Origin of the sequence: Microcoleus sp. OTE_8_concoct_300 (assembly GCF_031383065.1) — a bacterium.
GTDB lineage: Bacteria > Cyanobacteriota > Cyanobacteriia > Cyanobacteriales > Microcoleaceae > Microcoleus.
On sequence record NZ_JANMZH010000419.1, the window covers coordinates 1 to 15,647 of the forward strand.

General features: G+C 45.4%; 16 protein-coding genes. 6 read left to right on the forward strand and 10 right to left on the reverse strand.

Annotated features, from left to right (window positions below; genetic code table 11):
- Positions 1-239: 239 nt before the first annotated feature.
- Positions 240-1,064 (reverse strand): sulfurtransferase, encoded by an 825-nt coding sequence (locus tag ACUVJL_RS19395; protein ID WP_445247330.1) that lies wholly within the window; start codon positions 1,062-1,064, stop codon positions 240-242.
- Between the two features lie 26 nt (positions 1,065-1,090).
- On the reverse strand, positions 1,091-2,101 hold the full coding sequence (locus ACUVJL_RS19400) for a hypothetical protein (protein ID WP_445247331.1): 1,011 nt from the start codon (positions 2,099-2,101) through the stop codon (positions 1,091-1,093).
- A 212-nt stretch (positions 2,102-2,313) separates the two neighbouring features.
- On the opposite strand from ACUVJL_RS19400, the gene ACUVJL_RS19405 reads away from it, so the two are divergent.
- The gene (locus ACUVJL_RS19405; protein WP_445247332.1) at positions 2,314-2,505 is read left to right on the forward strand and encodes a hypothetical protein; all 192 of its coding nucleotides are present in this window, start codon (positions 2,314-2,316) and stop codon (positions 2,503-2,505) included.
- Between the two features lie 53 nt (positions 2,506-2,558).
- Positions 2,559-3,944, forward strand: coding sequence for a bifunctional UDP-N-acetylglucosamine diphosphorylase/glucosamine-1-phosphate N-acetyltransferase GlmU (gene glmU / locus ACUVJL_RS19410; protein WP_445247344.1), 1,386 nt, complete (start codon positions 2,559-2,561; stop codon positions 3,942-3,944).
- A 184-nt stretch (positions 3,945-4,128) separates the two neighbouring features.
- Here the strand turns inward: glmU and ACUVJL_RS19415 are convergent, their stop codons facing one another.
- The 5 genes from ACUVJL_RS19415 to ACUVJL_RS19435 all read right to left on the reverse strand — a co-directional run bounded on the left by ACUVJL_RS19415 (position 4,129) and on the right by ACUVJL_RS19435 (position 8,831).
- Positions 4,129-4,872, reverse strand: a complete 744-nt coding sequence (locus ACUVJL_RS19415; RefSeq protein ID WP_445247333.1) for a hypothetical protein — start codon at positions 4,870-4,872, stop codon at positions 4,129-4,131.
- 577 nt (positions 4,873-5,449) lie between these two features.
- Positions 5,450-5,947, reverse strand: a complete 498-nt coding sequence (locus ACUVJL_RS19420; RefSeq protein WP_445247334.1) for a hypothetical protein — start codon at positions 5,945-5,947, stop codon at positions 5,450-5,452.
- A 93-nt stretch (positions 5,948-6,040) separates the two neighbouring features.
- Positions 6,041-6,835 carry a hypothetical protein gene (locus ACUVJL_RS19425; protein ID WP_445247335.1) on the reverse strand — a complete coding sequence of 265 codons (795 nt, stop codon included), beginning with the start codon at positions 6,833-6,835 and terminating at the stop codon, positions 6,041-6,043.
- 509 nt (positions 6,836-7,344) lie between these two features.
- Complete coding sequence (locus ACUVJL_RS19430; RefSeq protein WP_445247336.1) at positions 7,345-8,145, reverse strand: tetratricopeptide repeat protein; 801 nt, start codon at positions 8,143-8,145, stop codon at positions 7,345-7,347.
- A gap of 80 nt (positions 8,146-8,225) precedes the next feature.
- The gene (locus ACUVJL_RS19435) at positions 8,226-8,831 is read right to left on the reverse strand and encodes a hypothetical protein (RefSeq protein WP_445247337.1); all 606 of its coding nucleotides are present in this window, start codon (positions 8,829-8,831) and stop codon (positions 8,226-8,228) included.
- A 315-nt stretch (positions 8,832-9,146) separates the two neighbouring features.
- Here ACUVJL_RS19435 and ACUVJL_RS19440 point away from each other — a divergent pair, with 315 nt between their 5' ends.
- Entirely contained in the window at positions 9,147-10,451 is a 1,305-nt protein-coding gene (locus tag ACUVJL_RS19440; protein WP_445247338.1) for a WD40 repeat domain-containing protein, read from the forward strand.
- A 115-nt stretch (positions 10,452-10,566) separates the two neighbouring features.
- On the opposite strand, the gene ACUVJL_RS19445 is transcribed toward ACUVJL_RS19440, so the two are convergent.
- From ACUVJL_RS19445 to ACUVJL_RS19455, 3 genes are all read right to left on the reverse strand, one after another.
- The gene (locus ACUVJL_RS19445) at positions 10,567-10,797 is read right to left on the reverse strand and encodes a hypothetical protein (protein WP_445247339.1); all 231 of its coding nucleotides are present in this window, start codon (positions 10,795-10,797) and stop codon (positions 10,567-10,569) included.
- A 71-nt stretch (positions 10,798-10,868) separates the two neighbouring features.
- On the reverse strand, positions 10,869-11,804 hold the full coding sequence (locus tag ACUVJL_RS19450) for an isoaspartyl peptidase/L-asparaginase (protein ID WP_445247340.1): 936 nt from the start codon (positions 11,802-11,804) through the stop codon (positions 10,869-10,871).
- Between the two features lie 72 nt (positions 11,805-11,876).
- The gene (locus ACUVJL_RS19455) at positions 11,877-12,032 is read right to left on the reverse strand and encodes a DUF2256 domain-containing protein (protein ID WP_333300666.1); all 156 of its coding nucleotides are present in this window, start codon (positions 12,030-12,032) and stop codon (positions 11,877-11,879) included.
- An 86-nt stretch (positions 12,033-12,118) separates the two neighbouring features.
- On the opposite strand from ACUVJL_RS19455, the gene ACUVJL_RS19460 reads away from it, so the two are divergent.
- From ACUVJL_RS19460 to ACUVJL_RS19470, 3 genes are all read left to right on the forward strand, one after another.
- The gene (locus ACUVJL_RS19460; protein WP_445247341.1) at positions 12,119-13,036 is read left to right on the forward strand and encodes an RNA methyltransferase; all 918 of its coding nucleotides are present in this window, start codon (positions 12,119-12,121) and stop codon (positions 13,034-13,036) included.
- Positions 13,037-13,426: 390 nt separating this feature from the next.
- Positions 13,427-15,016: a serine hydrolase gene (locus ACUVJL_RS19465; RefSeq protein ID WP_445247342.1), complete on the forward strand. Its 1,590-nt coding sequence runs from the start codon at positions 13,427-13,429 to the stop codon at positions 15,014-15,016.
- Between the two features lie 62 nt (positions 15,017-15,078).
- Positions 15,079-15,483, forward strand: a complete 405-nt coding sequence (locus tag ACUVJL_RS19470) for a hypothetical protein (RefSeq protein WP_445247343.1) — start codon at positions 15,079-15,081, stop codon at positions 15,481-15,483.
- Positions 15,484-15,647 lie beyond the last annotated feature (164 nt).

Consider the following 15,647-nt stretch of genomic DNA (forward strand, 5'->3'; position numbering starts at 1 on the left):
TTTAGGGTATTATCGGTACGCACCCTACAACTCACAGTCATTAGTCATTAGTCATTAGTCATTAGTCATATCGTTTCCGGTTGCATCGGAATGATTTAACCGCAGAGGGCGCAGAGAACGCAGAGGGAGAGAATACAGAGATGAATAATTCCGATGCTACCGGATTTGATATCATTAGTCATTAGTCAACAGTCAACAGTCAACGGTCAACTGTCAACAATCATCTCAAGGACTGCACCCTATAACTGATAAGAGCACCAGTCGCTCCAGCTACCGACATAAAGTTTAGCATCGGGAATCCCAGCAATTTCTAAAGACAGTAAATTAACGCAAGCCGTCACCCCGGAACCGCAATAAACGATGATTTCTTCGGCTTTTTCTAATTCCGCCCACCGGTGTTTTTGTTCCGAGGTCGATCGCACTTTTCCAGTTTGAGCCGTCACCTCTTGCCAAGGATAGTTAACCGCACCCGGAATGTGGCCTGCAATCGGGTCGATCGGCTCCCGCAAACCTTCATATCTCTCGCTCTCTCGCGAATCAACCAAAACCGTTCCCGGCAAGTCTTTACGCTCTTTCACCGCCTCAATATCTACCGCCAAATCCTGCTGCAAGTGGGCAACAAAGTTACCCTCGCGGGGTTCTGGCAAAATATTTGTTACCGGATATCCGCCCGCTTTCCAGCCGCTGAAACCGCCGTCTAACAAAGCGACTTTGCTGTGTCCCATATATCGCAGCAGCCACCACAAACGAGCCGCAAAAGCCAGTCGTGAATCGTCATAGGCGATGACTAAAGTTTCTGCTGAATTAATGCCGAGCGCACTCAATTTATGAGCTAATTCTTTAATATTTGGCAGCGGATGTCTGCCCCCGTGTTTGCCAACTGAACTCGCGATATCCCGGTTTAAATCTAAATAGAAAGCTCCGGGAATGTGACTTTCTTGATATTGTTTGTGTCCCAATTCTGGGTCAGCGAGGGAAAACCGACAGTCAATAATTACAACTTCCGGATCTTCGGTATGGGTTGCTAACCATTCAGGAGAAACGATTAAAGTGTTGTCAGTCATACTTCTTCAAATCTATGTTTTAACATCTATCGGGAAGGAGCTTTTTTCTCAGGTTCTGCGTTGTCGGAAGGAGATTTCTTAGAAGTTGCTTTATCCGAAGCTCTTTTTTCAGAATTGGATTTTTTAGCAGTTGCTTTCTCCGAAGTTTCTTTTTGCGAATTGGATTTTTTAGGAGTTGCTTTATCCGAAGGTGCTTTTTCGGCTGTGGCGGGAGTTGGAGTTGGCCCAGGGGGATTTACTGCTGATTCTTGAGCGTAAACCAGATATTTCTGATACTCGAGCACTTTTGTCTGAGCTAGTTGATGGTTGGGGCTAGACGGCGGTACTCTTCTCATTAATGATACCGCTTCTTGCCAGCGATCGGTAACTGTCGCCCAATCTTCCTTAGTTTTTGCCGATCGCCCCAATTCTGCTGCTTTGACTGCGCTGTTAACCGCTTCTCGAAAAGTATCTGGTGCAGTATCCGGTGCAGTTGCTAAATTTGCTGTTTCATCTAGATTCTTCCCCGCAGTTGCTGCTGGCTGGTTCACAATCTTACCCACAAACGCCACCACGGCGATCGCCAACATACCCGTCACCAGCCCAACTACAATAAAAGTCGATCGCAGTCGGTTCTCAAAAGCAGCCATTTCCGGCGGTTTCTCCTCCTCAATATTACTCTCCATCTCTGTACGATCGTCCATATTAGCAACCGCAGTATTTGGCGCAGATTCTGCCCCAAAGCTCTGTGGTTCAAAATTGCTGTTCTCCAAACTAAACTCTTGACTCCAAGCAGCAGCAATCTGACCGCTTTCTCGGCCCTGGACCTTCACTTTGCGAATCGAATCCGGCTGCAAATTCGTCAGCTCGGTGCGGACAAAATCAACTAACGTATCTTCTCTCAGTACCTGCTCGGCCTCAAGAATTATATCCAAACAGTCGCCGTCGAGATTGGCGGAGGCTGTGATGCCTTCAGATTGCAACTGGCTGTTGAGCCAAGATGCGAGCCCCTGCGGATTTCCCTGCTTGGCAAGTTCCTGAAAATTAAGCTCTGTCATAGCTGGACACCTGATAATGCAGAAAGAATGAAAAAGTCATAAATAGTTTTTTTAAGTTGAAAATACCCTAACTGAAATTCAATGAATAGTATAATATATCGCGGCAAATCCCAGCTCAAAGATGCAAATTCTCACTCTCGCTCCCCCTCGCATCCCTTGGGGAAGGACTTGCATTGCTTGGCTTTAAGCCGAACTCAGGTTTGTAGTGAGGAATGCAAGTCCTCTGGCTAAGCCGCCAAATACTACTGCTGCACCGGGTTTCTGATACCGGGCGCGCCAGTTCAGATATCGCAAGCATCGCCTCTAAAACCGACATCCGCCTGGAAAAATTCTCGATCGCGCGGATTCGAGATTTGAGATTAAAAAATTGTGCGATCGCAGTGCCATCGACGGACAGCGAGTGATATCATCAGTTAGTCAATATTCAAGTTTTTATAGCAAAAAACTCGATCGCACAATGGTAGCAATAGCAATTTTAGCGGCTGGACGCGGCACGCGCATGAAATCTGACTTGCCCAAAGTTCTACACGAATTGGCCGGTCGATCGCTAGTTGAGCGAGTCCTCCAAAGTTGTCAAGAAATTCAAATTTCCCGGCGCATTGTCATCGTCGGTTATCGAGGCGAACTCGTGAAAGAAGCTTTGATGGGTGGTAAAGAAATACCGGACAATCCTCAATCTCCTCCCCTAGAATTTGTCGAACAAACCGAACAATTGGGAACCGGCCACGCCATCCAACAGTTGCTGCCTCACTTACAGGGATTTCCAGGAGATTTGCTGGTATTAAATGGGGATGTACCTTTGCTGAGGGCAGAAACTATCAAACAATTGATGGCAATTCACAAACAGCACCAAAACTCTGCTACTTTATTGACAGCTAATTTGCCGAATCCTCAAGGATACGGGCGAGTATTTACCGACAGTCAAAACTTAGTCCAGCAAATTGTCGAAGACCGCGACTGCACACAAGCTCAAAAGCAAAGCCACCGAATTAATGCAGGTGTTTACTGCTTTCACTGGCCGGATTTAGAGAAAATTTTGCCAGAATTGAAGGCAGATAATGACCAAAAAGAATATTACCTAACCGATACGGTAAATTTCCTCGCTCCGGTGATGGCGGTGGATGTCGAAGATTATCAAGAAATATTGGGAATTAACGATCGCAAACATTTAGCCACAGCTTGCGATATTTTGCAAACGCGGGTAAAGGACAAGTGGATGACGGCGGGAGTGACGCTGCTCGATCCCAACAGCATCACGATCGACGATACCGTAGAGTTGCAGCCGGATGTGGTAATTGAACCGCAAACTCACTTGCGGGGAAAAACTTCGATCGCCTCGGGGAGTCGCATCGGCCCCGGCAGTTTGATCGAAAACAGTCAAATTGCAGAAAACGTGACTGTGCTTTATTCGGTGGTTTCTGACAGTATGGTAGCCCAAAATTCGCGAATTGGCCCTTACGCACACTTGCGCGGACACGCAGAAATAGGGGCGAACTGTCGCGTCGGCAATTTTGTAGAAGTGAAAAATACTCAAATAGGCGATCGAAGTAATGCCGCTCACTTGTCTTATTTAGGCGACGCGACTTTGGGAGAAAAAGTCAACATCGGTGCTGGGACAATTACGGCGAATTATGACGGAAAAAACAAGCACAAAACTCAAATAGGCGATCGAACTAAAATCGGTTCCAACAGCGTGCTGGTTGCACCGATAACTTTGGGGGAAGATGTTACTGTAGCGGCGGGTTCTGTAGTGACGGAAGATGTGCCAAATGACTGTTTGGTAATTGCCCGTTCCCGGCAAGTTGTCAAACGAGGTTGGAAGTTAAAAGAACCTAAAAAGTGAACAATCGTTCACTTTTTTGATGATGAGTTTCCACCCGATCGGGACTTGTGTCCTCGATACCAAAGAAACCGGGTTTTTATAACGGGAGCGATGGCGCTCTCTGAGAGATGTTGGTGAAAAACCCGGTTTCTGCGTCAGTCGGCAAGCTGGAGAAATCGGGTTTCTCGCACTCGGCTATTTTTTGTTATTTTTGCTGGTGCAGATAGTTGTTAATCGCTTTAGCGATTTTTTCTGGCTCGTAGCGGTTCATAGTTTTGGGCAGGGATATGCGAGAGCCTCCACAAACTAACAGTCTGACTTCGTACCAACTGTCCTTATCCTGATCTTTTGTTCGAGCGACTTCCACGCCATAAATCTCGCACAGAGAGTGTTGAATTAGCTTAGTTCGCAACAAACCCTGCTGTTTAACAGTCAGAGTATCTAAAGTTCTATCAAAACTATAAATTTCCTTTTTTCCGAAGGCTATTACTGCTATCCCTGCTGTCACAAATAGGCCTGCTAGACCGGGAAACAAACTGTCGTATCGCTTTAATTCCAGCAATCTGCGATCCGCATTTTTAACAAAGGAATTGATTTCCAAAACAATAGCATCTTTATCCCCCCAGTGGGTATAATTTCCAGCGAAACGAACATAGCCAGCATCAGTCAGAAGTACCACTTTGCTGGTGTAGCCCGCTCTGACAACTTTAGCTCCCTGCAAAGAAGCAAGCTGAATTTCTTGAATCTTCGACCCCAGCAAGCTCGATCGCACCAACTGACAATTCCCTTGTCTTCCTTCCACTCGGTGACAAGAGAGGCTTACCAAATGGTAATCAAACGCAACGCATTTCAGTCCAAATACAATTAACAAACAGCTAGGCACCCAAAAATCAAATACGCTCCGAGTCTGAATTTTTAATTCAGTCGCTGTTTGCTCGATTATTTTCATTTATTTTACCCTTAGATTCAAAAAAGGATATTACGGGCCCCTATCTATGCTGCGCTCCGCCCAATTGTTAACTTATATATTATTTGAATTTGTCCTAGGGCCTGAGCCTTTTTATTTTGCTAATATATTAGCACGAGAATGTCTCGCGGACAACAAATTTCGCGAGTATACGTGCGGCTGGCTTTGAGATAGCTTTCCCTCATTTATCGCTGGTAATTGACTGGGGCGATCGCTCGCTTAGATACCAACAAATCTTGATAGCTATAGCCTTTCTCAGTAACATGTTCCGACGTGCATAGGGCATAGGGCATAGGGCATAGGGCATACCTCACTTTCTTAAGAACCGCTATATACCGTTTTTTAGCACCCCAGCATGACTTAATAAATTCTTGATAATTGAACAATTACGAAAGCCTAGCTTTAGAGACTCTTCACAATTTAGAATCCGTAGGGATTTTTAAGAAAGGATATTTTGGACGATTGTTAATTGAGGTAAATCAACAATATTTGTAACTTCCATCGCCTTGAGTCGCAATTGGGTAGATCAATAACCCTACCACCCGTTATAATTTCACTTCTAAAGATATAATTTTTCGCGTTGCCAAACATATTTTAACACCCCACTCAGCACAAATATTCCTCCAAATATCCATCCAAACCAACGATCGTCTTGACTTACATTTAACGATTTAATATCTGTGTGTTTAACAAAAGAATTTATCTGATTGGCAATAGGATTTTTGTCTCCCCAACGAGTAGCATTTCCCAGCGGTATTTCCCCTGTTTTTGTTAACACTACAACCTGGCTGCTACCCTTCCTTTTTTGAACAACTTTGCCTCCCTGTAAATCATCCAGAGAGATTTCTTGACTGCGTGAAGCCCATAACTTTGATTCTGTAAGTTTGCAATTACCTTGCTTGGTTTCTATTCGCTGGCAAATTAGAGTTGTATTTGCTGAGATGAGAACCAGAAATAATCCAACAACAATCAAAGGCAAGCTAGATAATAAGTCTACCCAGATGTTAGAAGTTTGAATCTTTAGTTCAGCATATGGTGTACCCTCGATCTTTTTCATAAGTTTATCCTATTGATAACACAAGGGGAATTGCTAATTTACCTGCTGTGTAAATTGTATCATCACGCACAGACTATTGTCGAGAACATTTTTTTAGTTCGATCGCCCGTCGAGATAGCTGCGAATCCAATCAGCGATTTTTTGTTGCTCTTTCTGATTTGAGCTACCGCCTAAAGAGAGGATATCTCCCCCATTCATTAGCAAACGTACCTCGTATGATGTATAGTCGTCCATATGGTCTGTATTTTCAAATTTGACTTGAGCAATTTCGCTGAGCGATCGTTCGGTAACTTCATTCACCCTTATCCCCCTTTTCTTAATAGTTAGGATACTTGCATCTTTGTCAAAAATGTAAGTTTTACAAATCAAACCACCCAACACACGAGACATTACTACAAAACCAATAACTAAAAACAAGCTAGGAAAAAGCATTATCCCCAAAAATGATAACCGATTATCTTGTGTGAGCGCCAATTCTCCGGTCGAGGTTTCTATATATTCATTGAACGAATTTGCATCATTTGCACTTAGATTTCCTAGCAAAGTTTCCCTTTTCTTAGTTACCAAAAATACCTTATTCACAGTCATTGGGGTGCCATCACTATCGGTAGTCTGGCTTGTCTCAAATCTAGCTCCCTGAACTTGCTCTATCGAGGTTAACTCGTCTTTCTTTAATCCCATAAAAGTTGCCATACTGAGTTCGCAATTTGCGATTCTTGGCTCGATTTTGTTGCAGGAAAGTCTTTTCACTCCAGTATAAGGGAGAATGAAAAGCATCATCAACAAAGGTATTCCACAAAAAAATCCCGTTACCGATATCGCACTAGAAATTATTTCTCCTAGATTGTTAAGCTTGAGAAGATGTTCGGTTTTTTTAATAATTTTCATTTGAGGTATCAGCTCCCGGGTAATTGATTGATAATTTCAACAAACCTTGGCAGGATTTAGATTAAGAACTTTAGTAGGGGATTTCTACAGAAAAATCTTTAACTACAATTCTTAAACAAATTTCTTTTAATGTCAATTCATAAATTCATTAATTAAGTTCATAAAAGTCATAATTATATTTTGATGGCGGGCTCTCCTGCCCAGCCCACAAGAGTTGCATCAAACTTGGCTGTAAAGTTTAGATGTCAGATAATTCTGAGATGTTGCACCATTGTCAAGAACGGGCTCTTCGGCCCGTTCCACAAAGAATGAGTTTTCTTGTGGAACAGGCCGGAAAGCCTGTTCCTAAATAAGTAATTGAGAATGGTGCAATATCTCAGATAATTAGGACTTAGATGGATTCCAGAAACCGGGTTTGAGGGACGAAAATACTTTATTTCCGCCCGCACACGGGCGTAAAAAACCCGGTTTCGAGGAGTCGGAGTGCCTAAATCCTGATAATCTGAACCTTACTTTCCAAGCATTCCCCAATAAGCCATGCCGTGCAATTGGGCCGCCTGCATTGCTTCCTCGTCATAGCCTTGACTTTTGAAAATAGCCTCCGCCTGTTTTAGGTAGGCTATTGCTTGTTCTTTATTTTTTGTTGGGTATTGACTAATCAAAGCTAATGCCAATTTTATGTGAGCATCAGCATCAGTAGGGTCACTTTTGATTGCGGTTTCCCAGTGGAGAATCTCTTCTTCTACTGTCTTCCATTGAAGTTCTTCGCTAGAAATTTCTTGGCTGGGAAAGCCGCCAAGACCGTAATTTCTGATATCCAAAAATGTCGCAATGACTTCAGCTTTTTTGTGCTTGTCTCCTAAACCAGTGCTGAAAGAAGAAGTTAAAGGAACACGTCGCTTACCTGATTCCAGCAGAAGACAGACACGATAACTAATACTCTTACTCGGAGTAATGTCATTACCCGAAATACTCTCACTACTCTCTATCTGCTGTATCTCCACGCCTGAAATATCTTGAATCAGGTGTTTGACAACTTTCGTTTTGGCAAGGAGTGGTTTATGCCGCTTGATAGTCATATGGCCGAGATTTTTATCAAATGTAGTGGTTTCAATCTCTACAAATATCACCGAAAGCAAACCAACGACAGCAAATAAATAAAGGAAAAAACTGCCTGAAGACCAACCCCCAAACAAACCGATTACTAAAAAACTCCCCCCAACTAATAGCTGTATCCAAAATGCGAACATCTCTTGGAATTCGAGCTTGTCTGATGTCTGTTTCATGATTTTATGTTTAATCCATTTCAAGTGAATGTTCAAGGATAATCGTTTAAGTCTGCCCAGGCAGACTTAGACTGATAAAGGACCGTAAATGTTTAAGGTGTCGATTATTTTGTCTTTGCTTGGGCGATCGCCTTTTTGGTATCCTCAACCCCCTTGAGGGCCTCAGCATCGCCGGGATTTGCTTGTACAGCTCTGTTAAAATTGATTAAAGCTGTTTGATAGTCTCCCTTCGTGTAGGCTAATTTCCCAAGCTGTATCGATTTATTGAAGTCATATTGTTGACCGCCAACAGTACCAAAATTAGGCTCTGCACCTGGTGTTGCATCGGCAGTAGGAGATTGCTCTTGAATTGGTGATGGAGAAGTGTTGAAATCGGAAGGAAAAGAAGAGGGCGATTCCTCGTTAGCTCCCTGCTGTCCATTAATCCCAGACTGAGAGCTTGGCTTGAAATCTTTGGCGTGAAATACATAAGTAGTAAAGCCTCCTAATAGAAACATTAGCAAGCCCGCACATTGAATTAAAAATGCTTTTCTGATTTTGAGATTGCTCCAGAATTTTACATGAAAAACAAATCCGGCACAGGGGATGAAAAAGTAAAGCAATCCCCAAACTGTTTCCTGTTGGAAAGCTAGAACTAATCCCCAGATATAACCAGCAAAACTTAAAACAAAACCCAGGAGGAAAAATAAGCCGATCGCAATTCCAGACATTTTCTATTTCTCCGGTAGATGTATGGTTGTTGGGCAAACTGTAAAGGTACAGAAAAGCTCTTAACTACAATTCTTCAACAAATTTCTTTTAAGGTCAATTCATAAATTCATTAAATTAAGTTCATAAAAGTCATAATTATATTTTGATGGCGGGTTCTCCTGCTCACCCCACAAGAGTTGCATCAAATTGATGTATGGTTGTTTGGCAAACTGTAAAGGTAAGGAGTTAGGCGAACTTTCAGCCTGAAACTCTTTTCCCTGTTTGCTGTATTAAAAATAGATTAGCGGTGAAAACAGTTCGATCGCGCACAGCGAATGTTAGGATTTTGGTTAGGAATTAGACTAGGAACTCGATCGCGACTGCCGCAAATGATACCCTCTACCCCCGATCCGCCAGAAGAACCATTTGCACGGGCCAGCAATGCCTGGGACATCCAAAAGCTTTACACCGACTTGTCAAAGGCCAAAAAACAATTCGCCCCCCACACCAGAAGAGGGCTGACACCCGTCCAAAAGCGGCACTTGTGTGGCTTGCTTTGCGGTTACAGCCCCGCGGAAATAGCGGTTTTTCTCAACAAACAAATCAAAGGTGTAGAAGTTGATTTGTCAAAAACTTTGTACCGATACATAGAATTATTGACAAACCGGCCCAGAAACGCCCTCAGCAACTGGAGAGACGCGATCGACTGGCTGGAAATAGCCGGGTATAAAACGCAGCCAAAAACCTCAACCGGCGCCATCTTAAAAGCGACTCTCCACCATTCAGACAGGATTTTATCTGCAGCTATCAGTCCCGACGGACAATTCCTCGCAACGGGCTCTGAGGACTGTACAGTGAAAATTTGGAGTTTGCACAGCGGTGAACTGCTGCAGACGATTTTCGGACATTCAACAGCCGTATTGCTAGTTGCTTTCAGCCCCGCCAGCAAAACGCTGCTGACGCGATCGCGCGCGGGTACAGTCAAAGTCTGGAACCTGCAAAACGGCCAACTGCTGAAGCGTTTGGCAGAGGTACACCGCCACGAATCCGTCGCCGTAAGCCCCGACTGGCAGATTTTGGCGATCGGCACCACCCATGGCACTGTCAAGCTTCAGCACCTCAACAGCGGCCAACTGCTGCAAGTTTTGGAAGGCTATCAAGGGGATGACATAAGTGCGATCGCCTTGAGTCCCAACGGCAAAATGCTAGTAGCCAGCGGACTCAACGCAGCCAGCGGTTGCTGTCGGGCAACAGTCACTTTGTGGGAACTGCCGGGGGGAGAAGTGAGGGGAACATTTGGCCGCGAAAATTATGTGGCAATGACTCCTGATAGCAAAATTCTCGTCACTCACGGCAACAAAACGATCGCACTGTGGAATTTGCAAACAGGGGAATTATTCCATTCCCTGCAAACAGCAATTCGCATCACTTCCGCCGCCGCAATTAGCCCCGACGGGAAATACTTTGCAGTGGGCTGTTTTGACGGTACTGTTAGACTTTGGAATCTTCGCGGCGAATTGCTGCACACTTTAGATGCACATTCTAGCCCGGTTTCTGCAGTGGCGATCGGGCTTTTGGGCGAAACTCTCGTCAGTGGCGGGGAGAATGGTACTGTTAAACTTTGGCAACTGCGGATTTAAGAATATTGATTCCGGTTGCACCGTCCGTGCTTGTTGACTATTGACTGTTGAGTGTTGACTGTGAGTCAAAAAAATGAAAATTGCGCGAATTATTTGTTGGCCTCGGGATTCGACTTTACGCCCGAGGATGAAGCGCGGATTTGATATCATTCCGGCACTGTTGCCGGAATTGATATAATATTAATTCTGATGCCACCGGATTTGATATAAAACTAACGCCGATCGAGATACCCGACTTTTTGAACAAGTCGGGTATCCTGAGATGTTGCACCATTCTCAATAAGCTTTTTATGAACAGGCAAGATGCCTGTTCCACAAAGAGTGAATTTTCTTGTGGAACAGGCATCTTGCCTGTTCTTGAGAATGGTGCAAGATGTGAGGTATCAGAACCGCAGACTGACAATTTAGAGCTTCTTTTTAAGCAATAAAAATCAACGTTCCCTTGCTCATTTCCAAAGTATCGCCCATTTGCATACCGTTGTGAAAAGCACCCAAAATCACCTCGCTAGTTTTGCCGAAAGCGATCGCACCGCTAGCATCAATTCCAATTGCGCCAAAATCGCGTTGACGTTCGTCAGCTTCAGTAAAAGAACGCTCAAAAGCAGCTTTCAAACTCAAACCGTCCGTTACCCGAATCACAATTCGCGCGGCCAAACACTCGTCCATAATGTGCTCGCCAATCCCCGTACAGCTTACCGCGGCACTTCCAGCCGCGTAATTTCCCGCCGGCATCGCCGAGTCGCTAACCCGGCCAATCCGCTCAAAACCCTTGCCGCCAGTAGAAGTCCCAGCAGCCAAGCGTCCATGAACATCCAAAGCTACGACTCCGATCGTACCCATACCGGCCGGTTCGGCCACCACGTCAGCCATTGCTTTGCTAAAATTGCCTTGGCGTTCCTGCATCCACTCGTGCAAACGCAAATCCGTCATCGGATCGTAAATCGGCAAGTGAAGTTCTCGCAGCAATTCCGCCGAACCAAAATCAGAGAGGACCCGATCGTCGGAAGTCTGCAAAAATTTAGCAAGTTCGATCGGATTTTGAACGCGAGAAACATTAATCGCCCCGCTGAAACGCTGCATCAAACCGTCCATCAGCGAAGCACTCATCCGAATTTGACCATCCGACTGCACCACAGAACCAGTACCGGCATTGAATCGCGGGTCATCTTCCAGCAATTGGCAGCCCCGCACCACTGCATCTACGGCACTTGCACCGTTTTTCAGCAGCGGATAAACTTCCTCCAAAACATCGTAAAGCGATTTCCGCACCGCCTCAATTCCGCCTTTACTGTGTAGAGAAGTGCCGGCACCGCCGTGAATAACTAGCTTTGGTTGCACTTGTTGCGATGCCATAATTTATAACCTGATAAACTAAAATTTTTCCTTTGCAATCTTAGCTTCGATCGAGCAACTTACCCTAAATTCTTAATCTTGAGCCGCCAAACGGCGGCGACGACACCGTTCGGAGCAGTATTTGACATCATCCCAGCAGTCCGCCCATTTTTTGCGCCAAGTAAAAGGTCGATCGCACACCGGGCACATTTTTGTCGGTAAATCAGATTTTGATCGCTGCTTAGCCATGCTAATTTGGACATTATATTACTGATTAAATTTTAATCAAAACAAACAAAACAACCAATTTCTGCCTAACACCTCCCCAAATAAAAATGCTCTCAACGGCCGACGCCAACATCCGAATAGTCTTAGTAGAACCCGCAGGCCCATTGAATGTCGGTTCTGTGGCCCGCGTCATGAAAAATATGGGTTTGCACCAATTAGTTTTGGTAAATCCCCACTGCGATTATTTAGGGGAAGAAGCCCGACTGATGGCAGTTCGCGCCGCCGACATATTGGAAACTGCCAAAGTAGTCGAGAGTTTGCCGGCTGCTTTGGTTGGGTGTGTCAGAGCGATCGCGACTACAGGAGACGATGGTCGATCGTTGCCAACAAAACTAGAAGATCCCGCAGACGCCTTGCCTTGGCTCCTAGAAGCCCCCAGCGCCCTAATTTTCGGCCCAGAAGACTGCGGCTTGACCAATGCCCAATTAAACCGCGCTCAGCGCCTGATCCGCATTCCCAGCAGCGATGCCTACACTTCCCTAAATCTCGCCCAAGCAGTCGCTATCTGCTGCTACGAACTGTATCGGGAAGCAGTCCGATGTCCGTCGGAAGAACCAGATGCCTCGTTCCCTGGCTCAGCCAGGGAACGCATATCCAGAGGCTCTGCCTCTTCCATACCCGATGCAACAGATAATTTATCAACTTATTACCAAGAACAACTTGCAACCAGCCAGACAGAAAATCCCTCACCTCCCCTCACGAGTGCACCCTTGGAAAATTTAGAGGGATATTACCAGCAACTAGAAACCCTGCTACTCAAAATAGGATATTTGCAGCCGCACACAGCAGCCAGTCGGATGGAAAAATTTCGGCGTTTGTACAACAGGGCCTATCCGACAATTGAGGAAGTCGCCATGCTGCGGGGCGTCCTCCGCCAAACAGAATGGGCAATGAAAACTTACCCGCGAGAGACAGTTTCTGATACTCTGGATGGGGCGTTGCCAGAAAATCCAACGGATAGCTAGGAGAAATGCTGATAACTGGGGATGTGAGATTGAGGATTTTTTTCACAGATAAAAGTCCTGCACCCACTTGTGACTTTCATAACCGGGTTTCTTGACTAAAAACCTAAGCTTTGCGATAATTTGTGAGCGATAAACCCGGTTGCTCGTACCATGCAGCGTCTGGGGCAAATCTAAAATCTAAAATCTAAAATCGATAAACCCGGTTGCTCGTACCATGCAGCGTCTGGGGCCAATCTAAAATCTAAAATCTAAAATCGATAAACCCGGTTGCTCGTACCATGCAGCGTCTGGGGCCAATCTAAAATCTAAAATCTAAAATCTAAAATCGATTGGCTGGCAAGCACAAAAATCATAAACTTGAACTTTACAATAGTGATGAAGGAGTAAGACGTGGCAGAGCGGTTTCCCAAAGGATCGATATTATCGGTGATATCCTCGATATCCTCTCCCAACTCCGGCTCAAAGCAGCCTAAGTCTGGCAAAGCAACTCAGTCTGGCAACTCGGGCCGCCGCCGCCGAGACCAACCGCAAAACGGCAATTCAGAAATTCGATCGCCACAACCTCCGACTTTGGCACCGCAACAGGGCCGCAGCAGCAGAATTAGAGCCAATTCTCCGGAACCTTCGGAAGAATTGACGACACAAGACTTTTTATCCGATCCTAGATCTGCCATTAACCCCAGACAACCCAGAATCAGCAAAATTCCCCCGTCAAAGAGTCGCCAACCAGGCAAAAAAAGCCTCGCTGCTGTCGATATGTTCGATTTTCCGGATCCGAATCGGGAAAATGTGAGTTCGATCGCCAGCAATCCCAACAGCGAGCTTTCGACTGCAACTCCCCAGGAGCCTCCTGCGCGCCTTCCAGACACGCGATCGCGCCCAAACACCAAAAAACCCCTTGTGTCGAAACCGCGTCCCCAAGCGAGCCAGAGGCCCGGCAAACGCTCTGCACCTCGGACTGTGCCGCCGTTGGTGTACGCTACTCGCTTGCTGATTTTGGGAGTTGGGATTGCGGTGATTTGCGGGACCCTGCTGTCTGTGGTGAATGGTGTGAGTCGAGCATCGAGTGTAGCGGCAGAAGAAGAAACCACCGCAGGGCAGAAAAACCCAGCCGATAGCGCATCTGCAGCGGCCGCCCCAGAAGTGCTGCAACTAAATCAAGAATTAGGGGCTTTGAAAACGCAAGTTCAGGTTTTAGCAACAGAAAATCCTACTTTGACAGCCGGAATATTTCTAGTCGATTTAGATACTGGAAGCTACCTAAATTTTAACGGCGATACTGCTTTTGCTTCAGCTAGCACGATTAAAGTACCAATTTTAGTAGCTTTTTTCCAAGCAGTAGAAGATGGCAAAGTGCAGTTAGATCAGATGCTGACGCTGAAGTCAGAACACATTGTGGGCGGTTCTGGGGAGATGCAAGACGACGCACCGGGTAAGAAGTATTCGGCTTTGGAAGTTGCCAAAAAGATGATTGTTGTCAGCGACAATACGGCGACAAATATGATGATTGAGTTGTTGGGAGGTGCTGAGGTGTTGAATCAGCAGTTTGCCAATTGGGGTTTGAGGGCGACGGTTATCCGCAATAATTTGCCGGATTTGGAGGGTACTAATACTACCAGTCCGCAGGATTTGATTAATATCATAGCCCAGATCGATCGGGGAAATTTGGTATCCGTGAAATCGCGCGATCGCATTTTGCAAATCATGCGCCAAACTAAAAACGATTCTTTGCTGCCGAGAGGTTTGGGCGAGGGTTCAGTTATTGCTCACAAAACGGGAAATATTAATACTATGCTTGCGGATGCGGGGATGGTGGATTTGCCGAACGGTAAGCGTTATTTGGTGGCGGTGATGGTGAAGCATCCGCCGGAAACCGAGAAGCCAGCTCAAACATTAATTCGGGATATTTCTCGGATGAGTTACCGCTATTTGAACGGTGGGGAAACGCCAGCAGATTCACAAGTTAAAATTAAAAATTGAAAATTCAACCGGGTTTTTTCGGGCAAGTGTTGTAGACTTTATCAAACTATAAATCAGTTTGTATGATGAAACTAAACATCCGGGTTGCTTGTGTGGTAGCGCTCTCAACTTTAGTCGTTGGAGTCTTCCCTAATTTGAGTAATGCTAATCCTGTTCCTGAATATCAGACCGACGGCGTGAGAGTGATTAACAACAATATCGAACTCAATCGGGCCAAAAACTTAGCCCGTCAAGCTGCAGAAGCTGCGAATGGGGGTTTAGGTAACTATCGCGCTGAAGCTTCTATGCACGGTACTTCTAAGGAATCGCCGTTTGTTGACAATGGCGATGGAAGTTGGACTTTTACTTTTAAGGGTAACAAGCCTGGTTCGTCTGTCTATACTGTAGAATCGGTTGTTACGGTTTCTCAAGATGGCCGAATCAGAGTTGATTACAATGGGCGAATCCGCGAGTCAAGCGGAATTTAACAATTCTTCGGACTTACTCGTCGGTGCTCAGAAACCGGGTTTTTGACGAAATAGTTTGTTACAGCCCCAGAAACGGTAAAAAACCCGGTTTCTTGGTGTTGATCCGTCGAGGACTGAACTTGTGAAATAGCGATCGCCCGATTATATCAAATCCGTTAGCATCG

Coding starts and splice junctions, on each gene's coding strand:
- ACUVJL_RS19395 (WP_445247330.1), bottom strand. CDS start 1,064: ATGACTGACAACACTTTAATCGTTTCTCCTGAATGGTTAGCAACCCAT.
- ACUVJL_RS19400 (WP_445247331.1), bottom strand. CDS start 2,101: ATGACAGAGCTTAATTTTCAGGAACTTGCCAAGCAGGGAAATCCGCAG.
- ACUVJL_RS19405 (WP_445247332.1), top strand. CDS start 2,314: ATGCAAGTCCTCTGGCTAAGCCGCCAAATACTACTGCTGCACCGGGTT.
- glmU (WP_445247344.1), top strand. CDS start 2,559: ATGGTAGCAATAGCAATTTTAGCGGCTGGACGCGGCACGCGCATGAAA.
- ACUVJL_RS19415 (WP_445247333.1), bottom strand. CDS start 4,872: ATGAAAATAATCGAGCAAACAGCGACTGAATTAAAAATTCAGACTCGG.
- ACUVJL_RS19420 (WP_445247334.1), bottom strand. CDS start 5,947: ATGAAAAAGATCGAGGGTACACCATATGCTGAACTAAAGATTCAAACT.
- ACUVJL_RS19425 (WP_445247335.1), bottom strand. CDS start 6,835: ATGAAAATTATTAAAAAAACCGAACATCTTCTCAAGCTTAACAATCTA.
- ACUVJL_RS19435 (WP_445247337.1), bottom strand. CDS start 8,831: ATGTCTGGAATTGCGATCGGCTTATTTTTCCTCCTGGGTTTTGTTTTA.
- ACUVJL_RS19440 (WP_445247338.1), top strand. CDS start 9,147: ATGTTAGGATTTTGGTTAGGAATTAGACTAGGAACTCGATCGCGACTG.
- ACUVJL_RS19445 (WP_445247339.1), bottom strand. CDS start 10,797: ATGCCTGTTCCACAAGAAAATTCACTCTTTGTGGAACAGGCATCTTGC.
- ACUVJL_RS19450 (WP_445247340.1), bottom strand. CDS start 11,804: ATGGCATCGCAACAAGTGCAACCAAAGCTAGTTATTCACGGCGGTGCC.
- ACUVJL_RS19455 (WP_333300666.1), bottom strand. CDS start 12,032: ATGGCTAAGCAGCGATCAAAATCTGATTTACCGACAAAAATGTGCCCG.
- ACUVJL_RS19460 (WP_445247341.1), top strand. CDS start 12,119: ATGCTCTCAACGGCCGACGCCAACATCCGAATAGTCTTAGTAGAACCC.
- ACUVJL_RS19470 (WP_445247343.1), top strand. CDS start 15,079: ATGATGAAACTAAACATCCGGGTTGCTTGTGTGGTAGCGCTCTCAACT.